The organism is Lentibacillus jeotgali (genome assembly GCF_000224785.1).
Classification (GTDB): Bacteria; Bacillota; Bacilli; order Bacillales; family Amphibacillaceae; genus Lentibacillus; species Lentibacillus jeotgali.
Genome location: NZ_AGAV01000018.1, coordinates 12,859 through 36,654 on the forward strand (window position 1 = coordinate 12,859; position 23,796 = coordinate 36,654).

At 38.6% G+C, this 23,796-nt stretch carries 27 protein-coding genes and 3 pseudogenes; 22 read left to right on the forward strand and 8 right to left on the reverse strand.

Going from position 1 to position 23,796, the window contains the following annotated elements; translation table 11 throughout:
- Window positions 1–128 precede the first annotated feature (128 nt).
- The 9 genes and pseudogenes from ON01_RS14270 to ON01_RS14295 all read left to right on the forward strand — a co-directional run bounded on the left by ON01_RS14270 (window position 129) and on the right by ON01_RS14295 (window position 5,652).
- Window positions 129–467 carry a magnesium chelatase domain-containing protein gene (locus tag ON01_RS14270; protein ID WP_010531747.1) on the forward strand — a complete coding sequence of 113 codons (339 nt, stop codon included), beginning with the start codon at window positions 129–131 and terminating at the stop codon, window positions 465–467.
- A 153-nt stretch (window positions 468–620) separates the two neighbouring features.
- Window positions 621–1,628: a hypothetical protein gene (locus ON01_RS14275; RefSeq protein WP_010531748.1), complete on the forward strand. Its 1,008-nt coding sequence runs from the start codon at window positions 621–623 to the stop codon at window positions 1,626–1,628.
- Window positions 1,621–1,806: a hypothetical protein gene (locus tag ON01_RS14280; protein ID WP_010531749.1), complete on the forward strand. Its 186-nt coding sequence runs from the start codon at window positions 1,621–1,623 to the stop codon at window positions 1,804–1,806. The genes ON01_RS14275 and ON01_RS14280 overlap by 8 nt, the downstream gene beginning before the upstream one ends.
- 89 nt (window positions 1,807–1,895) lie before the next feature.
- Complete coding sequence (locus ON01_RS19580) at window positions 1,896–2,066, forward strand: hypothetical protein (protein ID WP_175284960.1); 171 nt, start codon at window positions 1,896–1,898, stop codon at window positions 2,064–2,066.
- 674 nt (window positions 2,067–2,740) lie between these two features.
- Window positions 2,741–3,238 (forward strand): hypothetical protein, encoded by a 498-nt coding sequence (locus tag ON01_RS14285; protein WP_010531751.1) that lies wholly within the window; start codon window positions 2,741–2,743, stop codon window positions 3,236–3,238.
- Window positions 3,239–3,578: 340 nt separating this feature from the next.
- A complete protein-coding gene (locus ON01_RS20280) occupies window positions 3,579–3,722 on the forward strand; it encodes a hypothetical protein (protein WP_010531752.1) in 144 nt (47 codons plus the stop codon).
- Window positions 3,719–4,696, forward strand: a pseudogene (locus ON01_RS20285) (YifB family Mg chelatase-like AAA ATPase); the annotation flags it as partial. The gene ON01_RS20280 and the pseudogene ON01_RS20285, both read left to right, overlap by 4 nt.
- Window positions 4,697–4,729: 33 nt before the next feature.
- Window positions 4,730–5,110, forward strand: a complete 381-nt coding sequence (locus ON01_RS20290) for a magnesium chelatase subunit ChlI family protein (protein WP_483466325.1) — start codon at window positions 4,730–4,732, stop codon at window positions 5,108–5,110.
- Window positions 5,111–5,112: 2 nt separating this feature from the next.
- Window positions 5,113–5,652, forward strand: coding sequence for a transposase (locus ON01_RS14295; protein ID WP_010531753.1), 540 nt, complete (start codon window positions 5,113–5,115; stop codon window positions 5,650–5,652).
- Between the two features lie 200 nt (window positions 5,653–5,852).
- On the opposite strand, the gene ON01_RS18605 is transcribed toward ON01_RS14295, so the two are convergent.
- The 3 genes from ON01_RS18605 to ON01_RS14315 all read right to left on the reverse strand — a co-directional run bounded on the left by ON01_RS18605 (window position 5,853) and on the right by ON01_RS14315 (window position 8,042).
- Window positions 5,853–6,965: a DnaD domain-containing protein gene (locus ON01_RS18605; protein WP_010531754.1), complete on the reverse strand. Its 1,113-nt coding sequence runs from the start codon at window positions 6,963–6,965 to the stop codon at window positions 5,853–5,855.
- 180 nt (window positions 6,966–7,145) lie between these two features.
- The gene (locus ON01_RS14310; protein ID WP_010531755.1) at window positions 7,146–7,709 is read right to left on the reverse strand and encodes a sigma-70 family RNA polymerase sigma factor; all 564 of its coding nucleotides are present in this window, start codon (window positions 7,707–7,709) and stop codon (window positions 7,146–7,148) included.
- Window positions 7,710–7,823: 114 nt separating this feature from the next.
- On the reverse strand, window positions 7,824–8,042 hold the full coding sequence (locus ON01_RS14315) for a helix-turn-helix domain-containing protein (RefSeq protein ID WP_010531756.1): 219 nt from the start codon (window positions 8,040–8,042) through the stop codon (window positions 7,824–7,826).
- Window positions 8,043–8,996: 954 nt separating this feature from the next.
- On the opposite strand from ON01_RS14315, the gene ON01_RS14320 reads away from it, so the two are divergent.
- From ON01_RS14320 to ON01_RS14345, 6 genes are all read left to right on the forward strand, one after another.
- Window positions 8,997–9,587, forward strand: coding sequence for a hypothetical protein (locus ON01_RS14320; protein WP_010531757.1), 591 nt, complete (start codon window positions 8,997–8,999; stop codon window positions 9,585–9,587).
- Window positions 9,588–9,905: 318 nt separating this feature from the next.
- Window positions 9,906–10,439 carry a HipA domain-containing protein gene (locus ON01_RS14325; RefSeq protein WP_138919802.1) on the forward strand — a complete coding sequence of 178 codons (534 nt, stop codon included), beginning with the start codon at window positions 9,906–9,908 and terminating at the stop codon, window positions 10,437–10,439.
- A gap of 68 nt (window positions 10,440–10,507) precedes the next feature.
- Window positions 10,508–11,188 carry an HIRAN domain-containing protein gene (locus tag ON01_RS14330; protein WP_010531759.1) on the forward strand — a complete coding sequence of 227 codons (681 nt, stop codon included), beginning with the start codon at window positions 10,508–10,510 and terminating at the stop codon, window positions 11,186–11,188.
- A 394-nt stretch (window positions 11,189–11,582) separates the two neighbouring features.
- Window positions 11,583–12,176 carry a hypothetical protein gene (locus tag ON01_RS14335; RefSeq protein ID WP_010531760.1) on the forward strand — a complete coding sequence of 198 codons (594 nt, stop codon included), beginning with the start codon at window positions 11,583–11,585 and terminating at the stop codon, window positions 12,174–12,176.
- A 5-nt stretch (window positions 12,177–12,181) separates the two neighbouring features.
- Entirely contained in the window at window positions 12,182–14,029 is a 1,848-nt protein-coding gene (locus ON01_RS14340) for a DUF6792 domain-containing protein (RefSeq protein WP_010531761.1), read from the forward strand.
- Between the two features lies 1 nt (window position 14,030).
- Window positions 14,031–14,366: a hypothetical protein gene (locus ON01_RS14345; RefSeq protein WP_010531762.1), complete on the forward strand. Its 336-nt coding sequence runs from the start codon at window positions 14,031–14,033 to the stop codon at window positions 14,364–14,366.
- A gap of 519 nt (window positions 14,367–14,885) precedes the next feature.
- Here the strand turns inward: ON01_RS14345 and ON01_RS19585 are convergent.
- Window positions 14,886–15,029 (reverse strand): hypothetical protein, encoded by a 144-nt coding sequence (locus tag ON01_RS19585; RefSeq protein ID WP_175284961.1) that lies wholly within the window; start codon window positions 15,027–15,029, stop codon window positions 14,886–14,888.
- A 438-nt stretch (window positions 15,030–15,467) separates the two neighbouring features.
- Here ON01_RS19585 and ON01_RS19945 point away from each other — a divergent pair, with 438 nt between their 5' ends.
- The 3 genes from ON01_RS19945 (at window position 15,468) to ON01_RS19950 (ending at window position 16,876) form a co-directional block, all read left to right on the forward strand.
- Window positions 15,468–15,683 carry an Imm30 family immunity protein gene (locus tag ON01_RS19945; protein WP_245545016.1) on the forward strand — a complete coding sequence of 72 codons (216 nt, stop codon included), beginning with the start codon at window positions 15,468–15,470 and terminating at the stop codon, window positions 15,681–15,683.
- Window positions 15,684–16,091: 408 nt separating this feature from the next.
- Window positions 16,092–16,562, forward strand: coding sequence for an SMI1/KNR4 family protein (locus ON01_RS14355; RefSeq protein ID WP_010531764.1), 471 nt, complete (start codon window positions 16,092–16,094; stop codon window positions 16,560–16,562).
- Window positions 16,563–16,738: 176 nt separating this feature from the next.
- Window positions 16,739–16,876, forward strand: coding sequence for an HNH/ENDO VII family nuclease (locus ON01_RS19950; RefSeq protein ID WP_245545017.1), 138 nt, complete (start codon window positions 16,739–16,741; stop codon window positions 16,874–16,876).
- A gap of 118 nt (window positions 16,877–16,994) precedes the next feature.
- Here ON01_RS19950 and ON01_RS14365 read toward each other — a convergent pair whose 3' ends face one another.
- The 4 genes and pseudogenes from ON01_RS14365 to ON01_RS14375 all read right to left on the reverse strand — a co-directional run bounded on the left by ON01_RS14365 (window position 16,995) and on the right by ON01_RS14375 (window position 19,281).
- The gene (locus tag ON01_RS14365) at window positions 16,995–17,285 is read right to left on the reverse strand and encodes a hypothetical protein (protein ID WP_010531766.1); all 291 of its coding nucleotides are present in this window, start codon (window positions 17,283–17,285) and stop codon (window positions 16,995–16,997) included.
- A gap of 445 nt (window positions 17,286–17,730) precedes the next feature.
- Window positions 17,731–18,081 carry a hypothetical protein gene (locus ON01_RS19590; protein WP_175284959.1) on the reverse strand — a complete coding sequence of 117 codons (351 nt, stop codon included), beginning with the start codon at window positions 18,079–18,081 and terminating at the stop codon, window positions 17,731–17,733.
- An 81-nt stretch (window positions 18,082–18,162) separates the two neighbouring features.
- Window positions 18,163–18,448: pseudogene (locus ON01_RS19010) on the reverse strand (transposase); the annotation flags it as partial.
- 68 nt (window positions 18,449–18,516) lie between these two features.
- Entirely contained in the window at window positions 18,517–19,281 is a 765-nt protein-coding gene (locus ON01_RS14375; RefSeq protein ID WP_010531769.1) for a MurR/RpiR family transcriptional regulator, read from the reverse strand.
- Between the two features lie 204 nt (window positions 19,282–19,485).
- Here ON01_RS14375 and ON01_RS14380 point away from each other — a divergent pair, with 204 nt between their 5' ends.
- The 4 genes and pseudogenes from ON01_RS14380 to ON01_RS19955 form a co-directional block, all read left to right on the forward strand.
- Window positions 19,486–21,093 carry an alpha-glucoside-specific PTS transporter subunit IIBC gene (locus ON01_RS14380; RefSeq protein ID WP_010531770.1) on the forward strand — a complete coding sequence of 536 codons (1,608 nt, stop codon included), beginning with the start codon at window positions 19,486–19,488 and terminating at the stop codon, window positions 21,091–21,093.
- A 26-nt stretch (window positions 21,094–21,119) separates the two neighbouring features.
- Window positions 21,120–22,445: a 6-phospho-alpha-glucosidase gene (locus tag ON01_RS14385; protein ID WP_010531771.1), complete on the forward strand. Its 1,326-nt coding sequence runs from the start codon at window positions 21,120–21,122 to the stop codon at window positions 22,443–22,445.
- Between the two features lie 152 nt (window positions 22,446–22,597).
- Window positions 22,598–23,425, forward strand: a complete 828-nt coding sequence (locus tag ON01_RS14390) for a Cof-type HAD-IIB family hydrolase (protein WP_010531772.1) — start codon at window positions 22,598–22,600, stop codon at window positions 23,423–23,425.
- Window positions 23,426–23,438: 13 nt separating this feature from the next.
- Window positions 23,439–23,776 (forward strand): annotated as a pseudogene (locus tag ON01_RS19955) (VOC family protein); the annotation flags it as partial.
- Between the last annotated feature and the right edge of the window lie 20 nt (window positions 23,777–23,796).

Below are 23,796 nucleotides of genomic sequence, written 5' to 3' on the forward strand. Positions count from 1 at the left end.
AATAAAATATAGCGTATCTTATACCTAATCAATGACTGATAAAAGGTGTGAGAGATAATGGCTGTGATTGTGTCAAGTATTGGTCTGAAAGGAATTAAAGGGTATCGCGTTGATGTGGAGATACAGCTGTGCCGAGGGTGGAAGGGGTTAATATTGTCGGATTGCCGGATACCTCAGTTAAAGAATCAAAGAATCGTGTGATAGCGGCTTTGTATGCGAACGACTGTGAAGTTCCGGATAAGAAAGTTGTGATTAATTTGTCGCCTGCTGAACAGAAGAAAAATAGCCCAATATTTGATTTGGCGATGGCAATTGGGATTATGATATTAAGGAGACAATTCCGGATAATGCTGCTTTTCTGGGTGTTTTATCATTGGATGGCACGATTAAACCCGTTGATGGCATGCTTCCGGCAATCGTTGCTGCCAAATAAGAAGGCATCAAGTACTTGTATTTGCCACCAATGAAGGATACGCCATTGCCGCAAATAAACGGTATGGGGATTCGCACCATTCCGCATCAGCTGTTTCACTTATTAGCGAATTTTACTTGGTCTCATTCGGGTGAAAATATGATAGTAATTGGCTTACAAGGTTGGAGTTGAAAGGAATGCGACAAAAATGAAGAAATCGACCATATTATATATTTATTCCGGTTTGCTTTTTATATTATTTTTTGATTTATGGGTAGAGAATTCAGAACAAGCTAGTAATTTTTTTGGTATATGGATTAAACCGTTTATAGATGAACCTAAATTCTCCTTAGTATGGTCTGTTCTTGCTATAGTTGCAATGGTTGTATTGTTTAAATACATATTAGATGCAAGAGAAGAAGAAAAAAAGGATTTGGAAAAAACATTAGAGTCTGAGATGGGGATTTTAATTATGGCCAATAAGGAGTTGGCTGGTTACAGGTTACAAGATAATCTTATGAGTATTTTAAATAGGTTTGTTCAGCAAAATTCATACGTCAATGCTGCGCAATGGTATCAATATATTGAAAATAATCACCAAGGTGAAACAAAGATTAAGCTGAACTTTCAATACGGCTCTGTAGCAGAAGAGGTTAATTTGAATGCAATTCAACAGCTATATTATTATTGCAATACCTCTACTTTGAGAAAGTTTAGAGAAGTAAAAAAGGCATACACGAACGGTGACACTGATCCATTAGTTGGCTTTATAATTGATGTCCATAATAGTATTGCTCATAAAAGTGAAGAATCACTTACTCAAGAAGATGCTGTTTTGTGTTCATTAATGGTACTATCCTTTGAAATACTTGAAAGAGACTTTGGTATAGTTTTTGAGGATTTTTCGGGTTCAAACTCAGACAAATTTCAAAGATTGATAGATGATAACCGAACGGGAATTTTTAGAGCAGCTCTTATGGAGGATGAGTATTATTCTTTCACACATACACGTGATAATGAAAAGTTTAATCGACAATATATAGCCCGCTTAGTAAAAATAAGGGATGAAAATGTAGTATTTACTATTGTACTGGATTCCAGCATCTTAGATGAGCCAGAATATAAGAAGATTATGCTTGATATTGCTACTGACTTTGAAAGTCTTTTAAAAGATCTTGAAAGAATGTATAATAGAAGTAAAGGAGAAGGTGATTAACATACCAATCCAAAAAGAGGTTCAAAGAAGAGATCAAAATAAAGCGACTCAAAAGTCGATTGAAAAAAGATTAACTAGTGCCGGGATAAAAGTACAATCAGGTAAAAAGACACCGAAAAAAGGTGAGTTTTCTGGGATAATTAGTAATAACAACAAGGTATTAAAGCTTAAATTTTGAATTTTTATAAAAAGACAGCATTCACTGTCTTTTTTTTGTCTGTATAACATATATATACATTGGGAATAGACAATAAAAGAGGTGTTCCAATGTTGTATAAAAATAATAATGAGTTTAATAAAAAGCAGGTGGAAATCGTCAGACGTCTAAATAAAGAAGGTATTAGGGTTCGAAAGGGCAAAAAGGAACCCTTAAATAGAGAATATTCGGGGATACTTGGTTATGAAAGTAAAATATTAAAGATAAATTTCCCAAAATAAAATCGATTTTTGGACTGCTTTGGCCCTTTTTAACACGGCCAAGATCTTTTCGTTATGGTGTGGTGCCTGTCATTCCCCGTAATGAGCGCCTGGCATCACCTGAATTATGTCGTTTTATGTCAAATAAAATTAATGTATCGAAGTCACTGGTTCAGATCGAGCTGGTGGCTTTTTTGCGGACGTGAAAAATTTTATTCGTTCTTCAAAATGACGTTTTTTTCCCGTTCTTTTTCGTTATTTTTGGAATTTTACTTGCGAACGGTTTCTGAAATTGAACTTTTTATCTTTTTTGGTGTATATAAGGCGATTTTATGGGTTATAAATACGAACTAGCGTTCTTGACTTTTAACAAAATATAGCGTATCTTATACCTAATCTATGACTTAAGTCTAGGTGCCTGTCACTTCCCGAATTATGTCGTTTTATGTCGAATATAATTATGAGGTGTGGGACAAGAAATCGGCATGTCGCCAATCTATGAAGAAGGATTGGAAGAGTAAATGCAGAAAAATTATGCTGCAGAAAGAATCGATTCTACGACCGGTTATGAATCAGCCTATAAAGACGCAGACGTCATTTTTCTTGGCGCAACAATTAATATCTTTTAAAAATAGATTCTTTACAGTTTAAGTGTTATTATATTTAAAATTCAATAGTAGGGAGGAACTTCTTTTATGAGCGATTATTCATCACCTGTGGTACATTCAGTAGCAAAAGTTCTTGAACTAAGTAGGGATATTGAAGAAAAACTCCAAGGATATTTAGTAGATAAACATGAGCGCCCGGATATATCCTATGAATTACTAAAAATATTAACAATAGCAGATGATTTAACTCAACTTGTAGATCCAGAAAAAATATCTGGAGAGTTTTTTGGTCTTCCAAAGGATGTTGTTGCAGGGTCTAAGGAGCCAGTTTCATTTTCTAACAACCTTGGATGGGATTTTGGCCCTTGGTTTAGTGAGAAAAGCACCAGTTTAAAAAAGGGTATTCAAAAAGTAATAAAAAATTGGGATTGTGACCCTAATACAGTTAATTTGGTAAGTGATGCTCCGATGTCCAAGAACGAATATCTAAGATATGGGATAGATAGTGGGCTTCATGAAGTTAAGACATATGCTAAAGTTATATTTGATCAATTATTTTCTGACCAGGTAAACGTAGATAAATAAAACAAAAAAACATCTTAACCTGTGACATTGGGGGCTGGGTTTGGTTCCTGTCACTTTCTGGGTTTTATTATTTTATGCCGAATAATGTTATTGGATAGGAGCTGCTGGTTCGGATAGAGCTGGTGGCTTTTTTGTGGACGTGAAAGATTTTATTTGTTTTTCAAAATGGCGTTTTTTCCCGTTCTTTTTCGTTATTTTTGGAATTTTACTTGCGAACGGTTTCTTTTGGTGTTTATAAGCCAATTTCAAGGGTCCTGAATACGAACAAATGTTCATGTCTTTTGAAAGAATATGGCGTATCTTATACCTAATCTATGACTGATAAAAGGTGTGAGAGATAATGGCTGGGATTGTGTCGAGTATTGGTCTGAAAGGGATTGAAGGGTATCGTGTTGAAGTGGAGGTACAGCTGTTGCCGGGGGTGGAAGGGGTCAATATTGTCGGTTTCCGGATGCTTCGGTTAAAGAGTCAAAAGATCGTGTGACGGCGGCTTTGTATGCGAACGACTGTGAGGTTCCGGATAAGAAAATTGTAATTAATTTGTCTCCAGCTGAACAGAAGAAAAATAGTCCGATATTTGATTTGGCGATGGCTATTGGGACTATGGAAGAAGCGGGGGATATTAAAGATGCCATTCCGGATAATGCTGCTTTTCTAGGTGTTTTATCACTGGGTGGCATGATTAAAACCGTTGATGGAATGCTTCCGGCAATCGTTGCTGCCAAAAAAGAAGGCATCAAGCACTTGTATCTGCCACCAATGAAGCATACGCCAATGCCGAAAATAGATGATATGGAATTATGTTTTGTTGAAACGCTCCATGATGTCGTTGCTTCTTTTTCCGGCCAGCTTTCTTCATTTACTATAACGTCCATGCCCTCTACTGAAATAACGAATCTGAAGCCAGTAGCTTACGACAAGGATTTCCAGCAAATTCTTGGCCATAAGCAAGCGAAAAGAGCACTGGAGATTGCTGCTGCGGGCGGTCATAATGTGTTAATGACAGGTCCTCCAGGGTGTGGAAAGAGTTTACTGGCATAGACTTTTCCTTCGATTCTGCCTCTCTTGAGTGAATCGAGTCAATTTGATGTGATGAGCATTTATCAGTTGGCTGGTATAACGAATGACAATTATCAAATTCCGCCATTCCGGGATCCGCATCATTCCGCATCGGCTGTTTCGCTTATTGGCGGGGGAACCAACCCGAAGCCTGGTGAAGTTTCTTTAGCACATCGTGGTGTATTGTTCCTTGATGAAATGGCCGAGTTCCCCAAGCGTACATTGGACATGCTCAGGCAGCCGGTCGAATCAGGGAAGGTGACTATCAGCCGGGCAGCCTCAACTGTAACTTATCCGTCAGAGTTTCTGCTGCTGGGCGCCATGAATCCATGCCCATGCGGTTTTTTAGGGTCAAGACATTATTATTGTACGTGCACACCTAAACAAATAACGGCTTACAGTAACCGTGTATCCGGGCCCATTCAGGATCGTATGGATATATTGCTGAGGCTTGATACAGTAGGACTGGACAAGACGACTGAAGATAATGAAACATCAGCATCCATCTGCAACCGTGTAAGTGCCGTTCGCAAAAGGCAATATGATCGTTATGGTGACGACATACTCAATGCAAACGCGCCAAATGAAACCATATTAAGAAATAGTCAACTAACTGAAGACCAGCAAAAAATGATGCAGCAATGGTCAAGTAAACATAACTGGAGCCCACGCGTGCAGATGAAAATTTTGCGCCTGGCACGGACGATTTCGGATTTGAGCGGTGATGAAGGGATAACCAATGAAAGTATCTGGGAAGCTGTCACAATGAGGCGTTCCCGCGGAAATAAACGAGAGAAAGGGATGGTACAATAACGATGGGCAGGAAGAAACGGGTCTGGGTGCCCAACTCATTTTACCACGTCGTTTGTCGCGGCAATCGCCGTGATGCTCTTTTCAAAGACGAAGGTGACTTTAAAACCTTTCTCCGGATCCTTCGACAGATTCATCAAAAAACACCATTTGAACTCGCTTCCTATTGCTTGATAACCAACCATTTTCACCTGCAAATACGCTCCAAAGAACAGCCGATCTCCAAAGTTATGTCCCTCATAAACAAGCGGTATGCCGATTATTACAATACAAAGAACCGCATCACCGGTCACGCCTTTGAAAAACGGTATTATGCTAAAGTTATTGATTCGATGGAAGGGATGCTCGAAGTAAGCCGCTACATCCATTTGAATCCGGTTGATGCGAATATGGTTGTAACCCCGCAGAATTACCAATGGAGCAGTTACCGATATTACATGCATACGTTCCGTTACCAACTATTGAATATGGCAGTTATCTTGGATTACTTTTCGGGAAATGCGTGGGAGAAACGGCGGAAGTATCAGGCGTTTGTTCGTGGTTGAGTGCCTGTCACTTCCTGGATTTTGCCATTATTGTTGAATAAAATAATAGTTAGGTGGCGAATGCTGGTTTTTGATTGAAAGATAGTTTGAAACACGGTAACTGTTATACGGTCAGTAATAAAAACTCTCCCTGAGCGGCTACGATGAAGTGTATGTAATATCAATCTGTTTGATCAAACCGCTTTTATCTCAACCTATTCTCACCCGCTCCGGGCACGCTTCTTTTTCGAATACTTCGCCAGCAAACGCTCGCACTCTTCCCGCTCTGATTCGGTGCAGGCAGATCCGATTTTGGCGATTTTTCGCTGCTGTCGTTCCCGTTCGATTGTCTGCTGCTTCTTCCGCTCTTTGAACCATTCCGGTACGACTTCATCTTTGTCGGATGTTCGGCTTGTGGGTTTTTGGGCATACTGGTTCCTGAACCGTTTATCGTCAATTGCGACCTGCTCAACGGTCGTAATACCTTTTGCTTTCCAGGACTTAAGAATGCCTTTGACATAATGCCATGTCGGTTTATTTTGTTCCACGGCACGTTTCATGGCATCCAAAACGAGCGCGTCACCCATGTCCGTGATCCACTGACTGATGTCGTGAAGAACATACGAACCGGGCACGTTGAAGTTTTGCTGGTAAAACTGGATGGCAGCAGTTGTTGTTGTTATTGGTTTATGTTTTGTATTCGTTTTGTTTATGTATTGTTTAAATAATGGGGCCGGTGTGTGGTCCGCGCTGTGGTCCATTGAGCAGTCCGGATTGTGGACCAGCGTTTGGACCGTGTTGTCGCTCGGTTTGTGAGCGGGTGTGCGGTCTGTGGTGACATTTGCCTTTTGGTCCATCTGGTGGTTTGCAGTCAGATCCATTGTGTTTGTCTGGATACGCTCATTGGGTTCTTTGGATATTTGTCCAATCGCCGTCGTTGGAAGCTGTTTTTCTGACGGCTGATGAATCGGCTCATATGACGCATGATGAATTGCTGCAACAGGCTGTGGCTTCGCAGTGTGATGTGTAGGGCTGTCGTGCTGCTCATATGTTTTGATTTGTGAAATCATACGGTAGGTGGCAGCCTGGTTACCGCTGCCTGATGTCACGGCGATATAGCCTTTTTCCTGCAGTTCGGTTCGGGCGCGTTTGAAGGTTGTGCCTTTAACGCCGGAAGTAAGTTCGATGAAGCCGGCAGGGACGGTGAATGTCCGTTGCCAGCCACTTTTGTTGTTATAGTGCATGAGTGTGTGCCAGACTGATATGGCTGAGCTTGATAGTGGATTGAAGATGAGTTGATCATAAAACGCATTCATTTCTTTGATATAGTTCATGTTAATTCTCCTTGTTCGTATGAATTTTGCGGGTAAGTTGCCAAATAGAAGTATTATAGTTTTCCAACTGCGGATTTGTGGTTTCAGCCGAACAAATGGGTATCGGTGTTAGAACGGCTGCCGGTTGGAGGCGATAATCGATTGCACCTTTTTCGATGGGATGGCTGATCTTAGTGTCTGTTACAGGAGCTCGTCCAGATTGATGCCTTTTTGAAAGCCGGAGTCGCGCAATTTCTTCTTGACCTGTTTGCCCCGGCTTTTAACAGCTTCAACTGTTGTATTTTCCGCTTGTGCAATTTCCGGGTAGGACATGCCCTCCAAAACGTGATGATACAGCCATTTCCATTGATTGTCGGTCAGCCGGGATTTAATTTGATTCCAAAGGTTGGGATTGTCGATAGGGATGTGCGCCTCATGGGGCAGTGGTGTGGCCATGCCGTTTTGGCGCTGGTGATTACCGTCAGTGAGTTGTGTCCTGTCTTCCTGAATCGCTTTTCTCTGGATGTCTCTTTGATGGTTTTCTTTATTGATGCGATCAATGAGGCGGTTCCGGATGGTGTAATTAAAGTAGGTAGCCATGGGGCCTTTGTCCGGCTGATACGTTTCATAAGCTCGCCACATTGCAATGAGGCCTTCCTGAAAGAATTCCTGATGCGGATCATGAATGTTCATCTTGTGAATCTGGTAGTGGATCCGGCGCTTGTTCTGCTCGTAAATGTCTTCAAACGATATTCTGTTGTCCATGTGATTGCTCCTTCTGTGATTAGGTAATGAGGTGAGGCTGCTTTTGTAAGAAAAAAAGGAAGTTCTAGTTGTCAGGTGGGTGTGTGGAAGGTGAGGGGATAGAAAATCTCGCGATTATGTGTCCTGGTTATTGTGAGGCACGTCTATCGTATGTATTACTTCACTGATCAGTTGATTGGCATCCAGATTCAGAGGGACACTGAGTTTGCAGATGGTTTTGGATGAAGGCTCTCGCTTGCCCAGTTCCACTTTGCTCAGATGCTTTTCATCCATGCCGGACTCATAGGCCAATTCCTCCAGTGTCATGCCACATGCTATTCGTCTTTCCCGCAATTTTCCCCCCGGAATTTCGCATACAATACTTTTAATCCCCTGTGTGTCTTCCTTTTAAAACTATTATCCGGCTGTTGTAGGAGGTGCCTGTCACTTCCCGAATTTTGTCGAATGTTGTTGATTAAACGGAAGATTCCCCCATCATTTCAATCAATTTCCGGAAAGAAAATTATCATATGTACTTTTGTATGGGTGGTATCAAGCGGATATAGAAGCATTTTTACATGCTTTTTTTAGTCACCGTTTTAGCCATACAATATTTCATCTTATTTCACGAACACAAAAGATTGAACTTTTCAGGTGAAGAGTCGTTGTCCAGGATTTTATAGCACTGCTTAAGCCCGGTTAAAAATAGTCTCCCTCACCCCTATAATCGAACCGGACCTGATAAAAGTGGCATCTTCCGTCCGAAAAAATAAAAAATAATTTTCATTCTCATGCCCACAACTCTTTAAATGTTTCGATTATAGTTATGAATAGGAGTCTATTGAGCGAACGTAATTCATTATCCGCATCCTCCATGACACTATGGCACGCGTAGTATTGGGTGCCTGTCACTTCCCGGATTTTGCCGAATTATATCTATCTCTTCTATTTTTGTTTCATGATGTGATTATCATAGTTGCTAAAAGGATGATAGATGACTTGAGGAGAAGATTAATACGCGCGATTTGTTTTAGTCGGGGGTATTAGATTTTAAAAATGGGCTTTGTATAGAACACCTCTATGTGCGGATTTTATTGATATTCGGCTGTTGTAACTTTCAAAGTGGATGTATCATTTTAATATATCTTAACTGTTGTGATCGATGAATAACCGTTCCAACAACTTCCGGGATCTGTGGCGAAAGGAGTCATGGATCAAAGGCAGGGCATTGGTTGCTTTTTAAAAAGAACCATGAATAGGACAATCTTCCTAAGTAATATGTATTAAAAAAAGGAGGAATGCTTGTTTATGGAGACATCAAGAGAGTACAGATTAAGAAATGCAGCTGACCAAATGTCTGAGTATGAATATGAAGTCTTAAGGAGTGGGGTTCAAAAATTACAACCATATCATCTATCTGATTCAGAAGCTTTATATTTCGGTAATTTAATATCTCTTCCGGAGAAACAGGAATTAGCCAATCCATCCCATGTGAAAATTCAGTCATCCAAGAAAACAAGGATCGATCATATAGCGAAACTAGAGAACCCGGAACTCATAACGGCATTAGAAGAATTGCAAAAGAAGTATAATTTAAAACAAGGCGACTTGGATAAAATTTCAAAATGGATGAATAAAATAAAAAAAGAATATGAAGATGTTCAAAATAATGTGAGTAAGTTAATATTTGAAATGAAGAAGTATACAGATCAGGTGATTAATGAAACACAGATACAAAAATATGTAAAAAGCATTGAAAAGAACTGCAAGAACTTGGCAAATTGCCTCACCCTGGAAAATCCTGAAGCTCTTTCAAATGAAACAAGAAAGGAGCTTGTTAATAAGATAAATGTTTTGCAAACTCACATAGATGATTTTATAAAGCAAATGTCAGTATAGCGCAGTCACTGTTTAGCGCAAACAAAGATCGGTCCTGGGTTCCTGTCATCACCTGAATTAGGAAGTAGTTGAGGATCGGAAAAAATTCAACGCCTCTGAATATGAAAAAGCTGAAGAACGTGTCCGAGAGTTTCGGGAAAATAGTAATAAAAACATAATTAAATTTCCTATTATAATTATAGACGCGGTTGTTTAATGAGACACTTCCGTTTTCAATGGAAGGCAGAGGATGAGGAAACAGCTGCAAGTTTATTTAATGCCGAATTTGGATCTGCTTATGAGGATTTGCAATATAGTAGGTTAAAAAACAAGGCATTAATGCGGGAATTTTTCTCTTTATTTAAATCGTTTAGCTTATTTAATCTGCTTCGAGAAAATTTTGCTTTAATGAATTTATTTGATATTCTGATTGGAAACCAAGATCGCCATGCACATAATTGGAAGGTATTATATATTAATCAGAAACCGACTTTTGGGCCATTATATGATAATGGTGCTTCCCTTGGGTGGCAGTTGCCTGAAGAGCAAATACAACAACAATTACACTCAGTTCAGAAAATGAATACATTTTTTAAAAAGTCAAGAGTCAAAATGGGAATGGATAATAAGGAAAGCCCAAGAATAAAAGCAAAACAAGTATTATACTATCTGAGTATAAACTATCCTAACGAAACCCGCTTATTTTACAACAAATTGCCTGATTTTAACCTGGATACGCTTGAAGAATATTTAAAACCATTTCCTTTGCTGACGAAAACAAGGAAACAATTTATTATTGAAATGATTCGTTTCCGCCGGATGAAAATGCTTGAGATTCTAAAAGAGGGAGGAACAGCAAATGAGCAATATTAAGTCATTGCTGTTGGTGTGGCAAAATAGGGAAACTAGGCTATATTACCATATTGGGACGTTGAACTTTGATGGGTGAACAATATACATTTACGTATACTAACCGCATCGAATCGAATCGTAATGTCCTGGCTGCTATGCGGAATGGATACCATTTGCATCCAACGTTTCCGAAACTGGAAAAAACGTATACTGCACAATTGTTATTCCCTGCCTTCAACCGACGAATACCAGATACATCAAGGATTGGTTATCACAAAATTTTAGATGAGTTTGCCTTACCGTCTGATGCTGACAGGATGGATGTATTGCGTGAAACGCGCGGGGCCCTTGCCTGGGATCCTTATACATTTGAAGAGCCGCTGCGACTTAACGGCAGTCATCTGCGCTCAAATTTTTATATAAATGGTATGCGGCATATGGATGTACCAGGCAACTGGACGGACCATGTCCAAGTAGGTGATCAACTAAGGGTGGATTTAGATAGCGACAATAAGGTGGATCCATTTGCTGTGAGTATTAAAACACAGGATGGACTGCAACTGGGCTATGTTCCAGGCATATACGCGCAGGCTGTGCATGCTTTATTGCACCAGGAAATCGACCTGGCTTTAGCGGTTACCCAGATGCATCCAAATTTTTCCCCACAATGGTGGGTGCGTGTGGAATTGTCAGCCGTTATCGAAAGTCTGTCAAGATATGAGGAGGATTCCAGTCATCTCAAAAGTATAATTTTTCGAGAAACAGCATAGGTTGGGTGCCTGTCTCTTCCGGTTTTTGTCGAATGAAATTAAAATGGTTTATAAAAGCTGCTGGTTTGGATAGAGCTGGCGGCTTTTTTGCGTCATCCAAAAAGTAAGTGAAATATTTCTTAGTTTATGCGAGAATAAGCGCATAGATTATGGTATTTCTTTTTCACCGATTCTTCCAGGAATTAGATGGGGAGTGACAAAGACATGACTAAATACCTATTTTACAGAGAATTGAATTCAATTAAACATTGCTTCACTTATGTATTGTATACTAATGACTAATAAGAATATTTTACCAAACGGTGAAGTGTGCATCGTAATGGGAGGCTTTTCAGTGAAATATTTTATAAGCGTTCTTTTTGTGCTCTCGATTATTACATTAGGAGGTTGTGGAATGGGCCAGGATCAAAACAAAAAACCATCTGAAATGAATCCGGAAGACTTGCCTGATGTCAGGGCATTTAATGATGAATTTACGCTCGATTTTCTACAATCCACAGAGGAAACAAGAGATGGGTATTATCCGTTTTTATCAGGAACTGGTAAATATAAGATGGACTTTCCAGCTGGTGGTGTGATTGGAAAAAGGGCATATTCCATAAAAGAGAAAGGTCATGAAGAGGTTCCGATTCATATTAAGGATGAAACAGGTGCCATGATCCATGTTATTTATTATTCATACCGGAAATCTGATCAGGTAGCATCATATCTTGACCGTTTTAAAAAAAGATCAGGAATAGAAACAGAATTCGAAAAGCTGGAAGATAGTAATCAATCACTTTATTATGCGCATAATGAAGATGATATATTCCGAACCTATGCAGGCTATGTGCAAAATGAAAAAGGTACTGGTGGTATTGAAGTAGTTTATGAGATAGACTGCAGAGGTGAAAAGGAAAAAAACTGTTCAGAAAACAAACAAGACGATAAGGGACGTGTGATGAAATGGATGAAATCGATTCAGTTTGTTCATGAAGATGGGAAGTGAGTGCAATGAGCGAAGAGGTTATGCATACACAGGAAATGCGATTGCGATTGATTGATTTGGAGTACAAAGATTTGTCAGAAAAAGAATTAAAAAAAGAAATCGAACGTATATATGTCGAAGAGTATGGTGAAGAACTTTCGGCTAAGATAGATGTCTTCACTTCTTCAGATGCGGAAAGTTTAGAAGATAATACGTCTGGTTATGATGGCACAGCTATTCATTTCCAATCCGAAGAAAACAATATCGATGAAGTATATGTTATATCGCAAGGTACGCAGGGTGCTAAAGATTGGGAATACAATATGAAGGCAATGCTGGCTGGACAGGACATAAGTCAAGCCGATGCAACAGAGGAATTTGTAAATGAAGCAAAAAAGAATTTTAAAACAGGTGATTCCACATCGATTATTGGCTTATCACATTCATTAGCTCATAATAATAATACAACGGCTCATTTACTATACGATACATTTGATGACATCTATAGTGTTAATGGTGCCCAGACAAACTATTATCAACTTTATAATTATAGTGGAGAATTTAGAAAAGCGATATCAGAAGAGTTCTCAATATCTCCGTCAAATCTAAATACTATTTATGAAATTAATCCAGATAAATTAAAAGCATTCGCCAAAGATTATTACAAGGATAAGGGTGAAAACATCCACCAAATCATTTCCGAAGATGATCCGCTTTATGCGGTGAGTAGTACACGTGGGTTTTTCACGCTTGGAGATGTGGAATTTGTAGACACCAATACAGATTATCCAGGACTTCGATCTATCATGGATGACATCCCGGATGAAGCTGTGAAAGATCTTCAGGAGCTTGCTATTCAATATACGACTGCTTCTAATCGTGGCGGGACAGATGCTGCAGTTCAGGAGATATTAGGTGTAGACATGGGTCTAGTCAAGCAAATTGATGGGTTTTGGAGTGCGGCAGGCGTATACACCACAAATCAGTCTGAAATTGATGAGATGATCAGGGACGTTAATGATAAGTTGCCCCGGCTGCTCTCACAAGTCAAAACGGTCACGACAAACGCTGATGTGATTTTCCAGCGGGTTGTTGATGCCGGATATATTAGTGCTGAGCAGAAGCAGCTGATCGTTACGGAACTTACGACTATTCAATCGGAGTTGGACGGGATGATGGAATCCATTTCAAGATTGGTTGACATTCGCGATATGCACAATTTGTCTTCACAACTTGGTGGGGATCTGGGTACTTACATAAATATCAAGAATCATGCTCAAGCAATCCAGGGTAGTCTCGATAAACTGAACACAGAGAAATTTCGTGCCCTTTTGCAAACAATTGGGAGCGGTCATGATATCACTGGTATATTGGAATCAATGAATAAAGGAAACAAATCTTACTTGGGTACAGATATGGTTCTCACGGCGACCAAAGGAAGTGGGGAAATCCAGGTCAATATTTCAGCCACTTTGCGAATGTATGAAGAAGGAAAAAGATTACTTGAAGACAAAGCGACAGAGATTAAACGAATGCAGGCTACCATTGACCGGGAAGTCATGCAAAGTTACAAAACGGAACGAAGAAAAGTCATGAATAAGATCTATGACATGGAAGCAAGCCCCAGCACGTATACCCACCTTCTCAGAAAACATGTATATTTTGTCAGATTGGATAAGTCAATCACAAGCATTAACGTTCATGAAGAATTTTATCCGTTCAATCATACCAATATGGATGACAAGATTAGCCTTTTAAATGAAAGTGTGGAAAAAGGCCATACTTATCTCGAAAACTATCGATCGGCTATTCAAGATCTATTTGACGAGGAAGAAAATATTGCAGCCTTATTTGATGTGGTGGAGGGTTCTTAAATTGCAAGGAGACGACCATTCTATAACGGTTACTGAACAACTATTGGACAGTGAAGACTTTTCCGATAAGAAGGGAATTCTAAAACGGCATACTGAGAAAATTAATGAATGTGATACGGACTTTTTCAAGCGCGTTGATTCCATTATTGTTAATGAAGAGCAAAAAGGGGAAATCGTTGACTCGATGCTGGAGGAAACGAAAAAATTAAAGCGTCAAAATTTTGATTTAATAGAGGACGTCAACCAGCAAATCACTAACACCGTAACAAAATTTAACGAACAGGTAGAAGAAATGAAAACACAGCGGCTGACCATCAGGTACCGGGATAATATTTAGTGATCATTCAGAGTCCGATGATTTTACTGGTGGCGACTGTTAGGATGGGTGCCTGTCACTTTCCGAATTTTGTCGAATTGGTAAGGAAAGACTGTTTCACAAACTTAGGTTGAAAAATATTCATAGCCTGCCTGCACCAGTTTTTGAACAGCTTCGGTAAGGGTCAGGATGGTTGGAGCGGAGCTAATTAAGAGGTCAAAAGGTATTAACGAATACTGCAGTCGTTTGGGATTGCAGGGGATACAGGAAACGTGGTTTTATTGAACGTGCGCCTTTTTATTGCCCGATTTTCCGACGTAGATAGATATTCCCGATTTTACCAAAGAAGGTGTAATGATTTATGATAAAGTAATGGACAAATGAATTGAGCGATAAAGAATTTAAGAAATACAAAAGGGTGTTAAATGCTGTAGGTTCAGGAGATTCATTTTTGCCAGGCTCCCTGAATGCCTCCGAAATCTTTAAGTGCTTGATCGTGTAGTTCGATGACATCTTCAACCTCAAGATATTCTACTTTCATTAATTCTTACTAAGCTTTTCCAAAGCCTTACCATTTGCTTTAACAGCTTTTTTGTAACTTTCCTGGATTCTTTTTTTGCGTTTTACAGCTTGTGGTTTCATAACGGATTTGTTCATTTCTTTATCATCCTTTTTCTTCTTCATTGGATAGCCCTCCTGCATAAGATACATCCATATATATGTTAGCTTATCCAATATCAGAAGTATTTAAATTCGTTTACTCTATTTTATCATAGTACAGTCTATCTTTCTATTAACTGAATAAGCTCTAGGTACTGCCAATTCCCGGATTTTATCCTATTATGTCTATAAAGTTATTGGAAAATGGCTGTTGGTTTGGTGGGAGGTTTCATTTTTAACAATATTTTATAAAACGGAAATTTTCGTATATATTTGCTTGGAATAAGTAAAGATGCCACAGCAGGGGAAAGGCTACTGGCAGGTGCATTTACGTTTACACCAATGAGGTATAGGTGAGGTGAGAAGTATGGATGTAAAATCAGAATTAGAAAGAATTTACTCTAATAGATTTTACAATCCCAGAAAGAAATATCAGAATTTGAAGAGGCATTAGATAATCTAATCAGTTTAGGTGATCCGTCAATTATTAGTGAATTATGCATGGCATTTGACGATGATACAGAACAATATGAAGTAATGTTTGGACTAATACATGGAATAGAGTATCTCTATAAGGAAAGTGTTGAAGAAGGAATTTACTTAATAGCTTTAGCTGTTCCCGGAGTTATTTATAGAGCATCAGAATGGATGGGAATTTTACATTTTTTAGAATTTTAAATCATAAACAAGTGAGAAGAATATATGGTAAGGTATTATCTAACCTAGGTGTGGATACAAAAGAGGTAGTAATAAATTTATTAAGTGACATAAAAAATGAAGACCCAAATATGTTCGGAAATTCTGTCGATGACGTATTAAAAGCGATTTAGTACAATTATCCTGACTAGCTAGGAATTTTGAAAGTTAAAAAAATAGACAGGTGATTGACTTACCACAAGGTCAACCAGTAGCCGTTTAATGTTGGGGCTCTTCGCCATTTAGTGTTGAAAAATGATCCTAAATTCATATTAATCCTAACACTATACCTTCAGGTGTAAATAGGACTGAATTTAATAAATAGCGAACTAATAACTGGAAAAGTAGAGCAAATGATTATTAATATTAATATGAAAAAGGGGTATAAAGATGAGCCTTGAAACTTATCAAAAAGCTAAGCAAATAATTTTGGCAGAAGAAGACATTGCTGACTTTGTTGGAGGTTGCACAAGTGATTTAAAAAGGTTGGCTGAAGAAAAGATAGGGTTAAAGTTTGCTGGTTTATATCTAGATTACGTAAAGACGTTCGGAGCAGGTAATTTCGGATCCCAAGAAATTTACGGAATTATTCATGATGATTTTGAAAACTCTTCAGTGCCGGATGCCATATGGTACACTTTAACAGAACGGAGGGAAATTGACTTACCAAATAACCTCCTTATTATTTATGATACTGGCAGTGATGGGCTATTTTGCTTAGATTATGATCAACTTGATGAAAACGGAGAACCAATAATCGTATCATTTACGCCTGGGGTTGAGCTAGAAAGTCAAACATATGAAATAATTGCAAATGATTTTGGTGATTTCTTATTGGATCTAGTTAAACTAGAGGTGTAAACGCAAAAATAGAAGAGGCTGGAATAACAAATCCAGTCTCTTTTTATTTTTGCCAACTCTCACATAACAATCACATAATGGAAGTCATAGGCGCCAATTCGTCATTAGCGGGCACATCCGAGGATGATGTGTTTGGTGGTGTGAAGAAGGGGACTGGGAAATCAAATCTTGAATTAATGAAAAAGGGAAGATCACCATATTGGGAAGATGGGACCGCGATAGAGCTTCATCATAAAGTACAGTACTTTGGAATAATCTGGAGTCGTGACGGTTGGAACTATAAATACCAAGTTGATTATAGTATTGATTCCTAAACAGAACGTCATTCTTAAAATTGGATGGTAAATCGGTCGGTGACTTTTCAGTTATATATCCCGAATTTAGAATAACCATCTGGAAAAAGGATGAGGAAAACCACCTCAAAGCATCAATTTACTTTTTAGGTTTGCCTTCAGTAGTAATAATATTGTTATTTTCAATATGAACAGAATTGGGTGTATTTGTTTCCATTCGTTTTTGCTTTTTTCGGTACCTTAAATGAAAAGTCAGAAATAGACTTAATGTAAACAGAAGGAAAGTGGTACCGCTTGCATTTAACAAGAAATTAATAAAAAGGTATACACTTAAAGTAGTGTCAAAGTTTTTTAAAGCCTTTATAATTCCTTTTCCTGCCATATTAATTATCTGGAGTAAGTAATAGATGTTCTGCAGCATTTCTTTCACTTTTTACACCCCTTTGTTTATATTTTTATAATTGCCATTTTTATTGATTGTATACATCATGGTATTGGCAGTGAAGAGTATTGTGTTAAGAGGTTTTATTCGGTGCGGGTGTGCCTTTGATGCTGGAATTTATTTTGGTCAGGCTGGCAGGGACGGAAAATGTCCTTTATCAGTCGCTTTTATTATTGAAGTGCATTAATGTGTGCCAAACGGCAATAGCTGCGCTCTATAACGGATTGAAGTATGAGCTGGTCATAAAACGCTCTTCTTTGATATAGTTCATGTTGTTTCTCCTTGTTTGCTGGTTTTTTCGCAATTGGGTCCCGGAATTTATTAGTGTAAAATTGCCGTGGTTTTTGTCGGTGCGGATGTGCGTAGAGGGAGGTGAAGCCGAAGCATCAAATTAACTTGGCCATGCCATGCCGCTTTCTTTAATGAACTGGACTCATATGATGAAGTACGCTGGCTCAAAATGAATTAGATCATTGACGACATGGCCCTTGACCCGAGCATCGTCAATTAATACAACAACCCGTACTTTGAGCATGTCGGCTGTTGCCTGCCGAAAGGTGTCAAGCAGCTTCTTGCTGACCATGATGATTTGCCAAACAACATTATGCAAACCATCGTGAATGCGAACCGCATACAAAAGGGCCACATTGCCAATATAATCATCGAAGGAAACCCGGATGTTGTCGGGATTTTCTGTCTGACTAATAAAGGCTGCCTTCGACCCTTCAGGCAACTGCCACTCAAGTGTTTTGAAACGAATTAAAGCAAAAAAAGTTGAAGTCATTTTTACGAACCAGTAAGCGCGCGGAAGAAACATTTTATAATTCGCAGGTTGAATTAATTGGAGAATGTCCGAACCTAGCGGCAGGAATGGTCTTGTCTCCGGAAACTTGTCATTGTAATGGGTGATAAGTGGCTCCGAAATCCAAAACACCATTGGATGTGTAGACATTACCCCGACGCAGCCCGGCCTTGAGAAAATAACGTATAGTACCATTAAAAGCAACCAATCGGTGAAAGCCAACAGTGCCGTAATGGGTATTGAAAGCCGTTAATTCTTGTTCGCCATATGTATCTGCGTGAGTAGAATCCAAATCAATAATAAGGGTATTGGACTCCCGATGTTGGTGCACTTTGTCCAACAGCTCCTGTGTATAATTAAAATTGGTAATATAATGATATTTTGATAAGCAAAGACCCGCGAATTATATGTTTCTTTCTATGTGTTTTTATCTTCTACACTATCGACATATTCCACATATTTACGGAACATATACTCAATTGTAATATGAAACGGTATAAAAGACACTATTTCAGTTCCATTTTTACTATTGTTGGCAGTAGTAGTAGCGTATATGTTGTATGGAGACATTTGTGCAAGTCGATTATTTTTCAGATTGGTAATTGAAATAAAATTGATTCCCCTTGCTGTTAACTGTTTTACTTGTGGAATAAGGACTGGCGTGTCTCCAGATAGTGATAAAATAATCACAACATCATTTTCATTGATACTGGGGGAGATTGATTCGAACTCAACTTTATCATGAATGATGGTAATAAATCTTTTTATAATGGCAAATAACCGTTGTGCCTCTATCGCACAGGTTATCTGCGCAGTTCCAGTGCCATAAATAAAAATTCGATCAGCATTATAAAGTATTTGACTTATCTTCTCAAAATCAGTAGATGATAGGTTTTTTAATGTAACAGTTAAATCACTTTCCAGCACATCAACATGATTCCCGTCCGATTGATCGGCTTGATCTTTCCATTTTAAGAAAACACGAAATTCACTATAGCCGCTGAAACCTAATTTTTTGGTCATGCGATGGATGGACGAACGTGACACAAAACATAAGTCTGACAGTTTGTTTATACCTAAGTTACGGGAATTCTCTTTATGATTTAATATATACCTCAAAACTTGAAGATCATTTTCATTCAATCGCTCATAATTCTCATTTATGAGTTCTTCTAAATGCATTTCAATTCGGCTCCTATGAAGGTATTTAATCAATTATAGTATAGCATAAAAATATAACTTGAGAATATTCCCAGCATTTGAAAATGCATTCATTTCTTGCTGACCTTTCCCTTTACGCTCATAGTCTATTGAACCCCTTTTCAATGCAACGTACAATAAAATTGTAAAATGAAAGCGAAAACATAAACAGGGGGTGTTAATTTAATGAATGCAGTTCGTAGGTTTGGGAGTGCTATGATAGTTCCCGTATTACTCTTTCCTTTCTTCGGGATTATTGTAGGACTAGCTGTACTTTTTAAGAATGAAGCAATTATGGGTGACTTGGCCGATCCCGATGGTCTGTGGTATCAAATATGGACTTTGATAGAAAATGGCGGTTGGACCGTTTTTAATCATATGGAACTTGTTTTCGTAATTGGTCTGCCAATTTCGCTTGCCAGTAAAGCCCAGGGAAGGGCAGTTTTATCAGCGTTAATGGGCTATTTAATGTTTAATTACTTTATTAACAGTATTTTGACATTGTGGGGACCGGCCTTTGGCGTTGATATGCAGGCGGAAGTGGGCGGAACGAGTGGTTTGACGGAAATTGCCGGAATTAAAACACTGGACACCAATATTCTCGGTGCTATTATTATCTCCGGAATTGTTATTTGGTTACATAACCGCTATTACGATAAAAAGTTACCAGAATTTCTTGGCATTTTTCAGGGTGGACCATTTGTTGTCATGATTTCATTCTTTCTTATGATTCCGCTTGCTTTATTGACAAGTTGGATTTGGCCGGTGATACAGAATGGTATTGCATCACTGCAGGATTTTTTAATTAATTCCAGCTACATTGGTGTTTGGTTGTTTCATTTTCTGGAACGCATATTGATACCAACTGGACTACATCACTTCATATATACACCATTTGAGTATGGCCCAGCTGTCGTTGACGGAGGAATGAAACCTTACTGGATTAAACATTTAACTGAGTATGCGCAGTCATCTGAACCTCTCCGTGAAATTTTCCCGGGTGGTGGGTTCTTGTTGCAAGGTAATATTAAAATGTTTGGATCAATAGGAATTGCAGTTGCGATATATAGTGCAGCAAAGCCTGAAAATCGTAAAAAGGTTGCAGCTTTATTAATACCTGCCACCTTAACGGCTGTATTTGCAGGGATAACTGAGCCGCTTGAATTTACATTCTTGTTCATTTCTCCCGCTTTATTTGCACTTCACGCAGTTCTCGGGGCAGTAATGGTTACGATCATGCACGCATTTGGTCTTGTGTCCGGGACCATGGGTGGCGGTCTCATAGAAATTGCTGCGACCAACTGGATACCATTGTTTAGTAATAATTGGAACGTTTATTTAGCAGAAATCATAATAGGGATAATATTTATTTTTATTTATTATTATCTCTTTAAATACTTGATAGTTAAGTTCGATATCCCAATGCCAGGTCGTGAAAAATCGGGTAACACCGAAACGAAACTTTATACGAAAGAAGACTATAAAGCTAGTAAACAACAAGGTGCCGCTGCATCTACAGAATCATATGGCAGTGAGTATGATGAGAAGGCAGCCGTCTATTTAGAAGGATTGGGCGGTTTGGATAATATCGTTAATGTTACTAACTGTGCCACACGATTGCGAGTCACGGTTATAGATCCTAATGAGGTTAAGGATGATACGTATTTTAAAGAGCATGGTGGAGCCCACGGATTAGTGAAGAATAACGAAAGTATTCAAGTTATTGTAGGACTCTCTGTTCCCCAAGTCCGTGATTCCATAGAATCTTTTATTGATGAACAAAAGGTACACTAATAACAACAAATGGGAGGAAACAAAAGATGAAAAAATTTTCTATAGCAGTTGCAGGTGGAGGCAGTACATTTACCCCGGGTATTATATTAATGTTGATTGAGAACCTGGATAGATTTCCAATAAAAGAAATAAAACTTTATGATAATGATAAGGAGAGGCAGTCCATTGTTGCAGGAGCATGTGAAATTCTTCTAAAAGAAAAGGCTCCTGAAATTAAATTTGTGGAAACCGTTGATCCAGAAGAAGCATTCAGCAATGTCGACTTTGTAATGGCACATATTCGTGCGGGAAAATATGCGATGCGTGAAAAGGATGAAAAGATCCCTCTTAAACATGGAGTTGTTGGTCAGGAAACATGTGGTCCGGGCGGTGTTGCCTATGGTATGCGCTCGATTGGTCCGGTTCTTGAACTCATCGATTACATGGAAAAATATTCTCCTGATGCATGGTTTCTAAATTATTCAAATCCAGCGGCCATCGTTGCTGAGGCAACACGACGCTTACGCCCAAATTCAAATATTTTAAATATCTGTGATATGCCAATTGGTATTGAGGAATTAATGGCATCCAGCATTGGTCTGACTTCACGTAAGGAAATGGAAGTAAAATATTACGGGTTAAATCATTTTGGCTGGTGGTTTGACATAAGGGACAAGGAGGGGAATGATTTATTACCACAAATTCGTGATCATGTTTCTAAGTATGGTTATGTTACTGCCGACGAGTCTAAGCAGCATTCCGATGCCAGTTGGAACAGCACATTTGCCAAAGCCAAAGATGTTCAGGCACTTGATCCGGATACACTCCCAAATACTTATTTGAAATATTACTTTTATCCGGATTATGAAGTAGATCATTCAAATCCTGAATACACACGGACTAATGAAGTTATGGAAGGTCGGGAAAAGTTTATTTTTAGTGAGTGCCAAAAAATTGTCGATAATAGGACATCGGCAGGTACTGAACTGACGATTGATGAACATGCTTCTTATATTGTCGATTTAGCACGTGCTATTGCTTTTAACACGAAAGAGCGTATGCTGTTGATTGTTGAAAATAACGGGGCAATAAGTAATTTTGAACCTACTGCAATGGTTGAAGTTCCGTGTCTGGTGGGAAGTCAGGGACCAGAACCACTTGTAATGGGAGAAATTCCTAGATTTCAGAAAGGGCTAATGGAACAGCAGGTTGCTGTTGAAAAGCTTGTTGTAGAGGCTTGTATTGAAAACTCATACCAAAAATTATGGCAAGCGTTAACACTTTCAAAGATTGTTCCGAGTGCACGAGTTGCTAAAGATGTACTTGATGATTTATATGAAGCCAATAAAGAGTATTGGCCAGAACTGAGATAGTAATAGTAGGTGACATTTTCCTCCCTGGTTCGGCTAGGGAGGATTTTGGATTTGATGATTTTTTAAAGAGAACGTAGAATTAAGGCTCCCTTGAATCTAGGTTACTTCTTAAGCTGTTACTTAATAAGGTCGGACTATTAGGAGGAACCGATGTGACCGTAAAATTGATAGCTGTTGATATGGATGGAACGTTTCTTAATATCCAAAAGAAATATGATTATGAAAGATTTTTAAAACAATATTTAAAATTGAAGGAGCAGGGAGTTCAATTTGTAGTTGCAAGCGGAAATCAATATTATCAGTTGAAATCATTCTTTGGTGACATACAGGACGAAATAAGCTACATTTCTGAAAATGGGGCTCTTGTTGTGAATCAAGGACAGGAGGTATCCTCTGCCGAAATTCCTAAGAAGGATGTAAATCTTATTATGGATGTGCTGGTAATGTATAATAAATTGTCCATTGTATTATGTGGAAAAGAAAGTGCCTATGTTCTTGAGAGTGTATCTGATGATTTTTTTGAAACAATGAATAAGTATTATATCAGATTAAAGAGGGTACAAAGCTTTGAGCTGATTGATGATCAAATTTTAAAGTTTGCATTATTTTGTCCAGAGGAGGAAACGAATCCTTTAAGAGATCTGCTGCACAGTAAAATCGGAAAAATCATAACACCTGTCTCTAGTGGGCATGGGAGTATAGATTTAATTGTTCCTGGATTCCATAAAGCTTCAGGTATCCAATTCTTACAGCAAAAATGGGATATTAAAGACGATGAAACGATGGCTTTTGGTGACGGAGGCAATGATATTGAAATGCTAAAGCATGTAAAGTATGGATTTGCAATGGAAAATGCGAGCGATGAAGTAAAAAATATCGCAAATTATATAGCACCATCAAATGAGGAAAGTGGTGTATTGGAGATAATTGATCAATATTTTTTAAATCAGGGTCCATTTGGCAGTAATTTAAACCATTAATTCGGGGGATAAGATGAAAGTAGAGCATGTGGCAATCTGGGTTAAAGATATAGAAGTTATGAAGACATTTTAATGAAACGTGATTTAATGCACAAGCAAACTCAAGATATCATAATGAGGAAAAGCAATTTGAATCCTATTTTTTACGTTTGACGAAGGTGCACGTGCAAGCCGGGAGTCAATAAGTCGAATTATGACAATAGGATTGGCTGGGCTCATATTGCAATTGCCCTTGGGAGCAGGGAATCCGTCAATAAGTTGACGGAACGTGTACAAAATGATGGTTATTGCTTAGTGAATGGCCCTCGTGTTACTGGTGATGGATATTATGAGAGTGTGATAGAAGATCCGAATAACCTCGATTATTGGTA

Excerpts from the sequence above, each read along its gene's own strand:
- ON01_RS19950 (WP_245545017.1), top strand. The coding sequence starts at position 16,739 with ATGAAAAAGGGAAGATCACCATATTGGGAAGATGGGACCGCGATAGAG.
- ON01_RS14340 (WP_010531761.1), top strand. The coding sequence starts at position 12,182 with ATGAGCGAAGAGGTTATGCATACACAGGAAATGCGATTGCGATTGATT.
- ON01_RS14380 (WP_010531770.1), top strand. The coding sequence starts at position 19,486 with ATGAATGCAGTTCGTAGGTTTGGGAGTGCTATGATAGTTCCCGTATTA.
- ON01_RS20280 (WP_010531752.1), top strand. The coding sequence starts at position 3,579 with ATGGCTGGGATTGTGTCGAGTATTGGTCTGAAAGGGATTGAAGGGTAT.
- ON01_RS14320 (WP_010531757.1), top strand. The coding sequence starts at position 8,997 with ATGGAGACATCAAGAGAGTACAGATTAAGAAATGCAGCTGACCAAATG.
- ON01_RS19585 (WP_175284961.1), bottom strand. The coding sequence starts at position 15,029 with ATGAAGAAGAAAAAGGATGATAAAGAAATGAACAAATCCGTTATGAAA.
- ON01_RS14325 (WP_138919802.1), top strand. The coding sequence starts at position 9,906 with ATGCGGGAATTTTTCTCTTTATTTAAATCGTTTAGCTTATTTAATCTG.
- ON01_RS19580 (WP_175284960.1), top strand. The coding sequence starts at position 1,896 with ATGTTGTATAAAAATAATAATGAGTTTAATAAAAAGCAGGTGGAAATC.
- ON01_RS14355 (WP_010531764.1), top strand. The coding sequence starts at position 16,092 with ATGAGCCTTGAAACTTATCAAAAAGCTAAGCAAATAATTTTGGCAGAA.
- ON01_RS14385 (WP_010531771.1), top strand. The coding sequence starts at position 21,120 with ATGAAAAAATTTTCTATAGCAGTTGCAGGTGGAGGCAGTACATTTACC.
- ON01_RS14335 (WP_010531760.1), top strand. The coding sequence starts at position 11,583 with ATGGGCCAGGATCAAAACAAAAAACCATCTGAAATGAATCCGGAAGAC.
- ON01_RS14275 (WP_010531748.1), top strand. The coding sequence starts at position 621 with ATGAAGAAATCGACCATATTATATATTTATTCCGGTTTGCTTTTTATA.
- ON01_RS14330 (WP_010531759.1), top strand. The coding sequence starts at position 10,508 with ATGGGTGAACAATATACATTTACGTATACTAACCGCATCGAATCGAAT.
- ON01_RS14375 (WP_010531769.1), bottom strand. The coding sequence starts at position 19,281 with ATGCATTTAGAAGAACTCATAAATGAGAATTATGAGCGATTGAATGAA.
- ON01_RS14310 (WP_010531755.1), bottom strand. The coding sequence starts at position 7,709 with ATGGACAACAGAATATCGTTTGAAGACATTTACGAGCAGAACAAGCGC.
- ON01_RS14295 (WP_010531753.1), top strand. The coding sequence starts at position 5,113 with ATGGGCAGGAAGAAACGGGTCTGGGTGCCCAACTCATTTTACCACGTC.
- ON01_RS20290 (WP_483466325.1), top strand. The coding sequence starts at position 4,730 with ATGGATATATTGCTGAGGCTTGATACAGTAGGACTGGACAAGACGACT.
- ON01_RS19590 (WP_175284959.1), bottom strand. The coding sequence starts at position 18,081 with ATGACTTCAACTTTTTTTGCTTTAATTCGTTTCAAAACACTTGAGTGG.
- ON01_RS18605 (WP_010531754.1), bottom strand. The coding sequence starts at position 6,965 with ATGAACTATATCAAAGAAATGAATGCGTTTTATGATCAACTCATCTTC.
- ON01_RS14285 (WP_010531751.1), top strand. The coding sequence starts at position 2,741 with ATGAGCGATTATTCATCACCTGTGGTACATTCAGTAGCAAAAGTTCTT.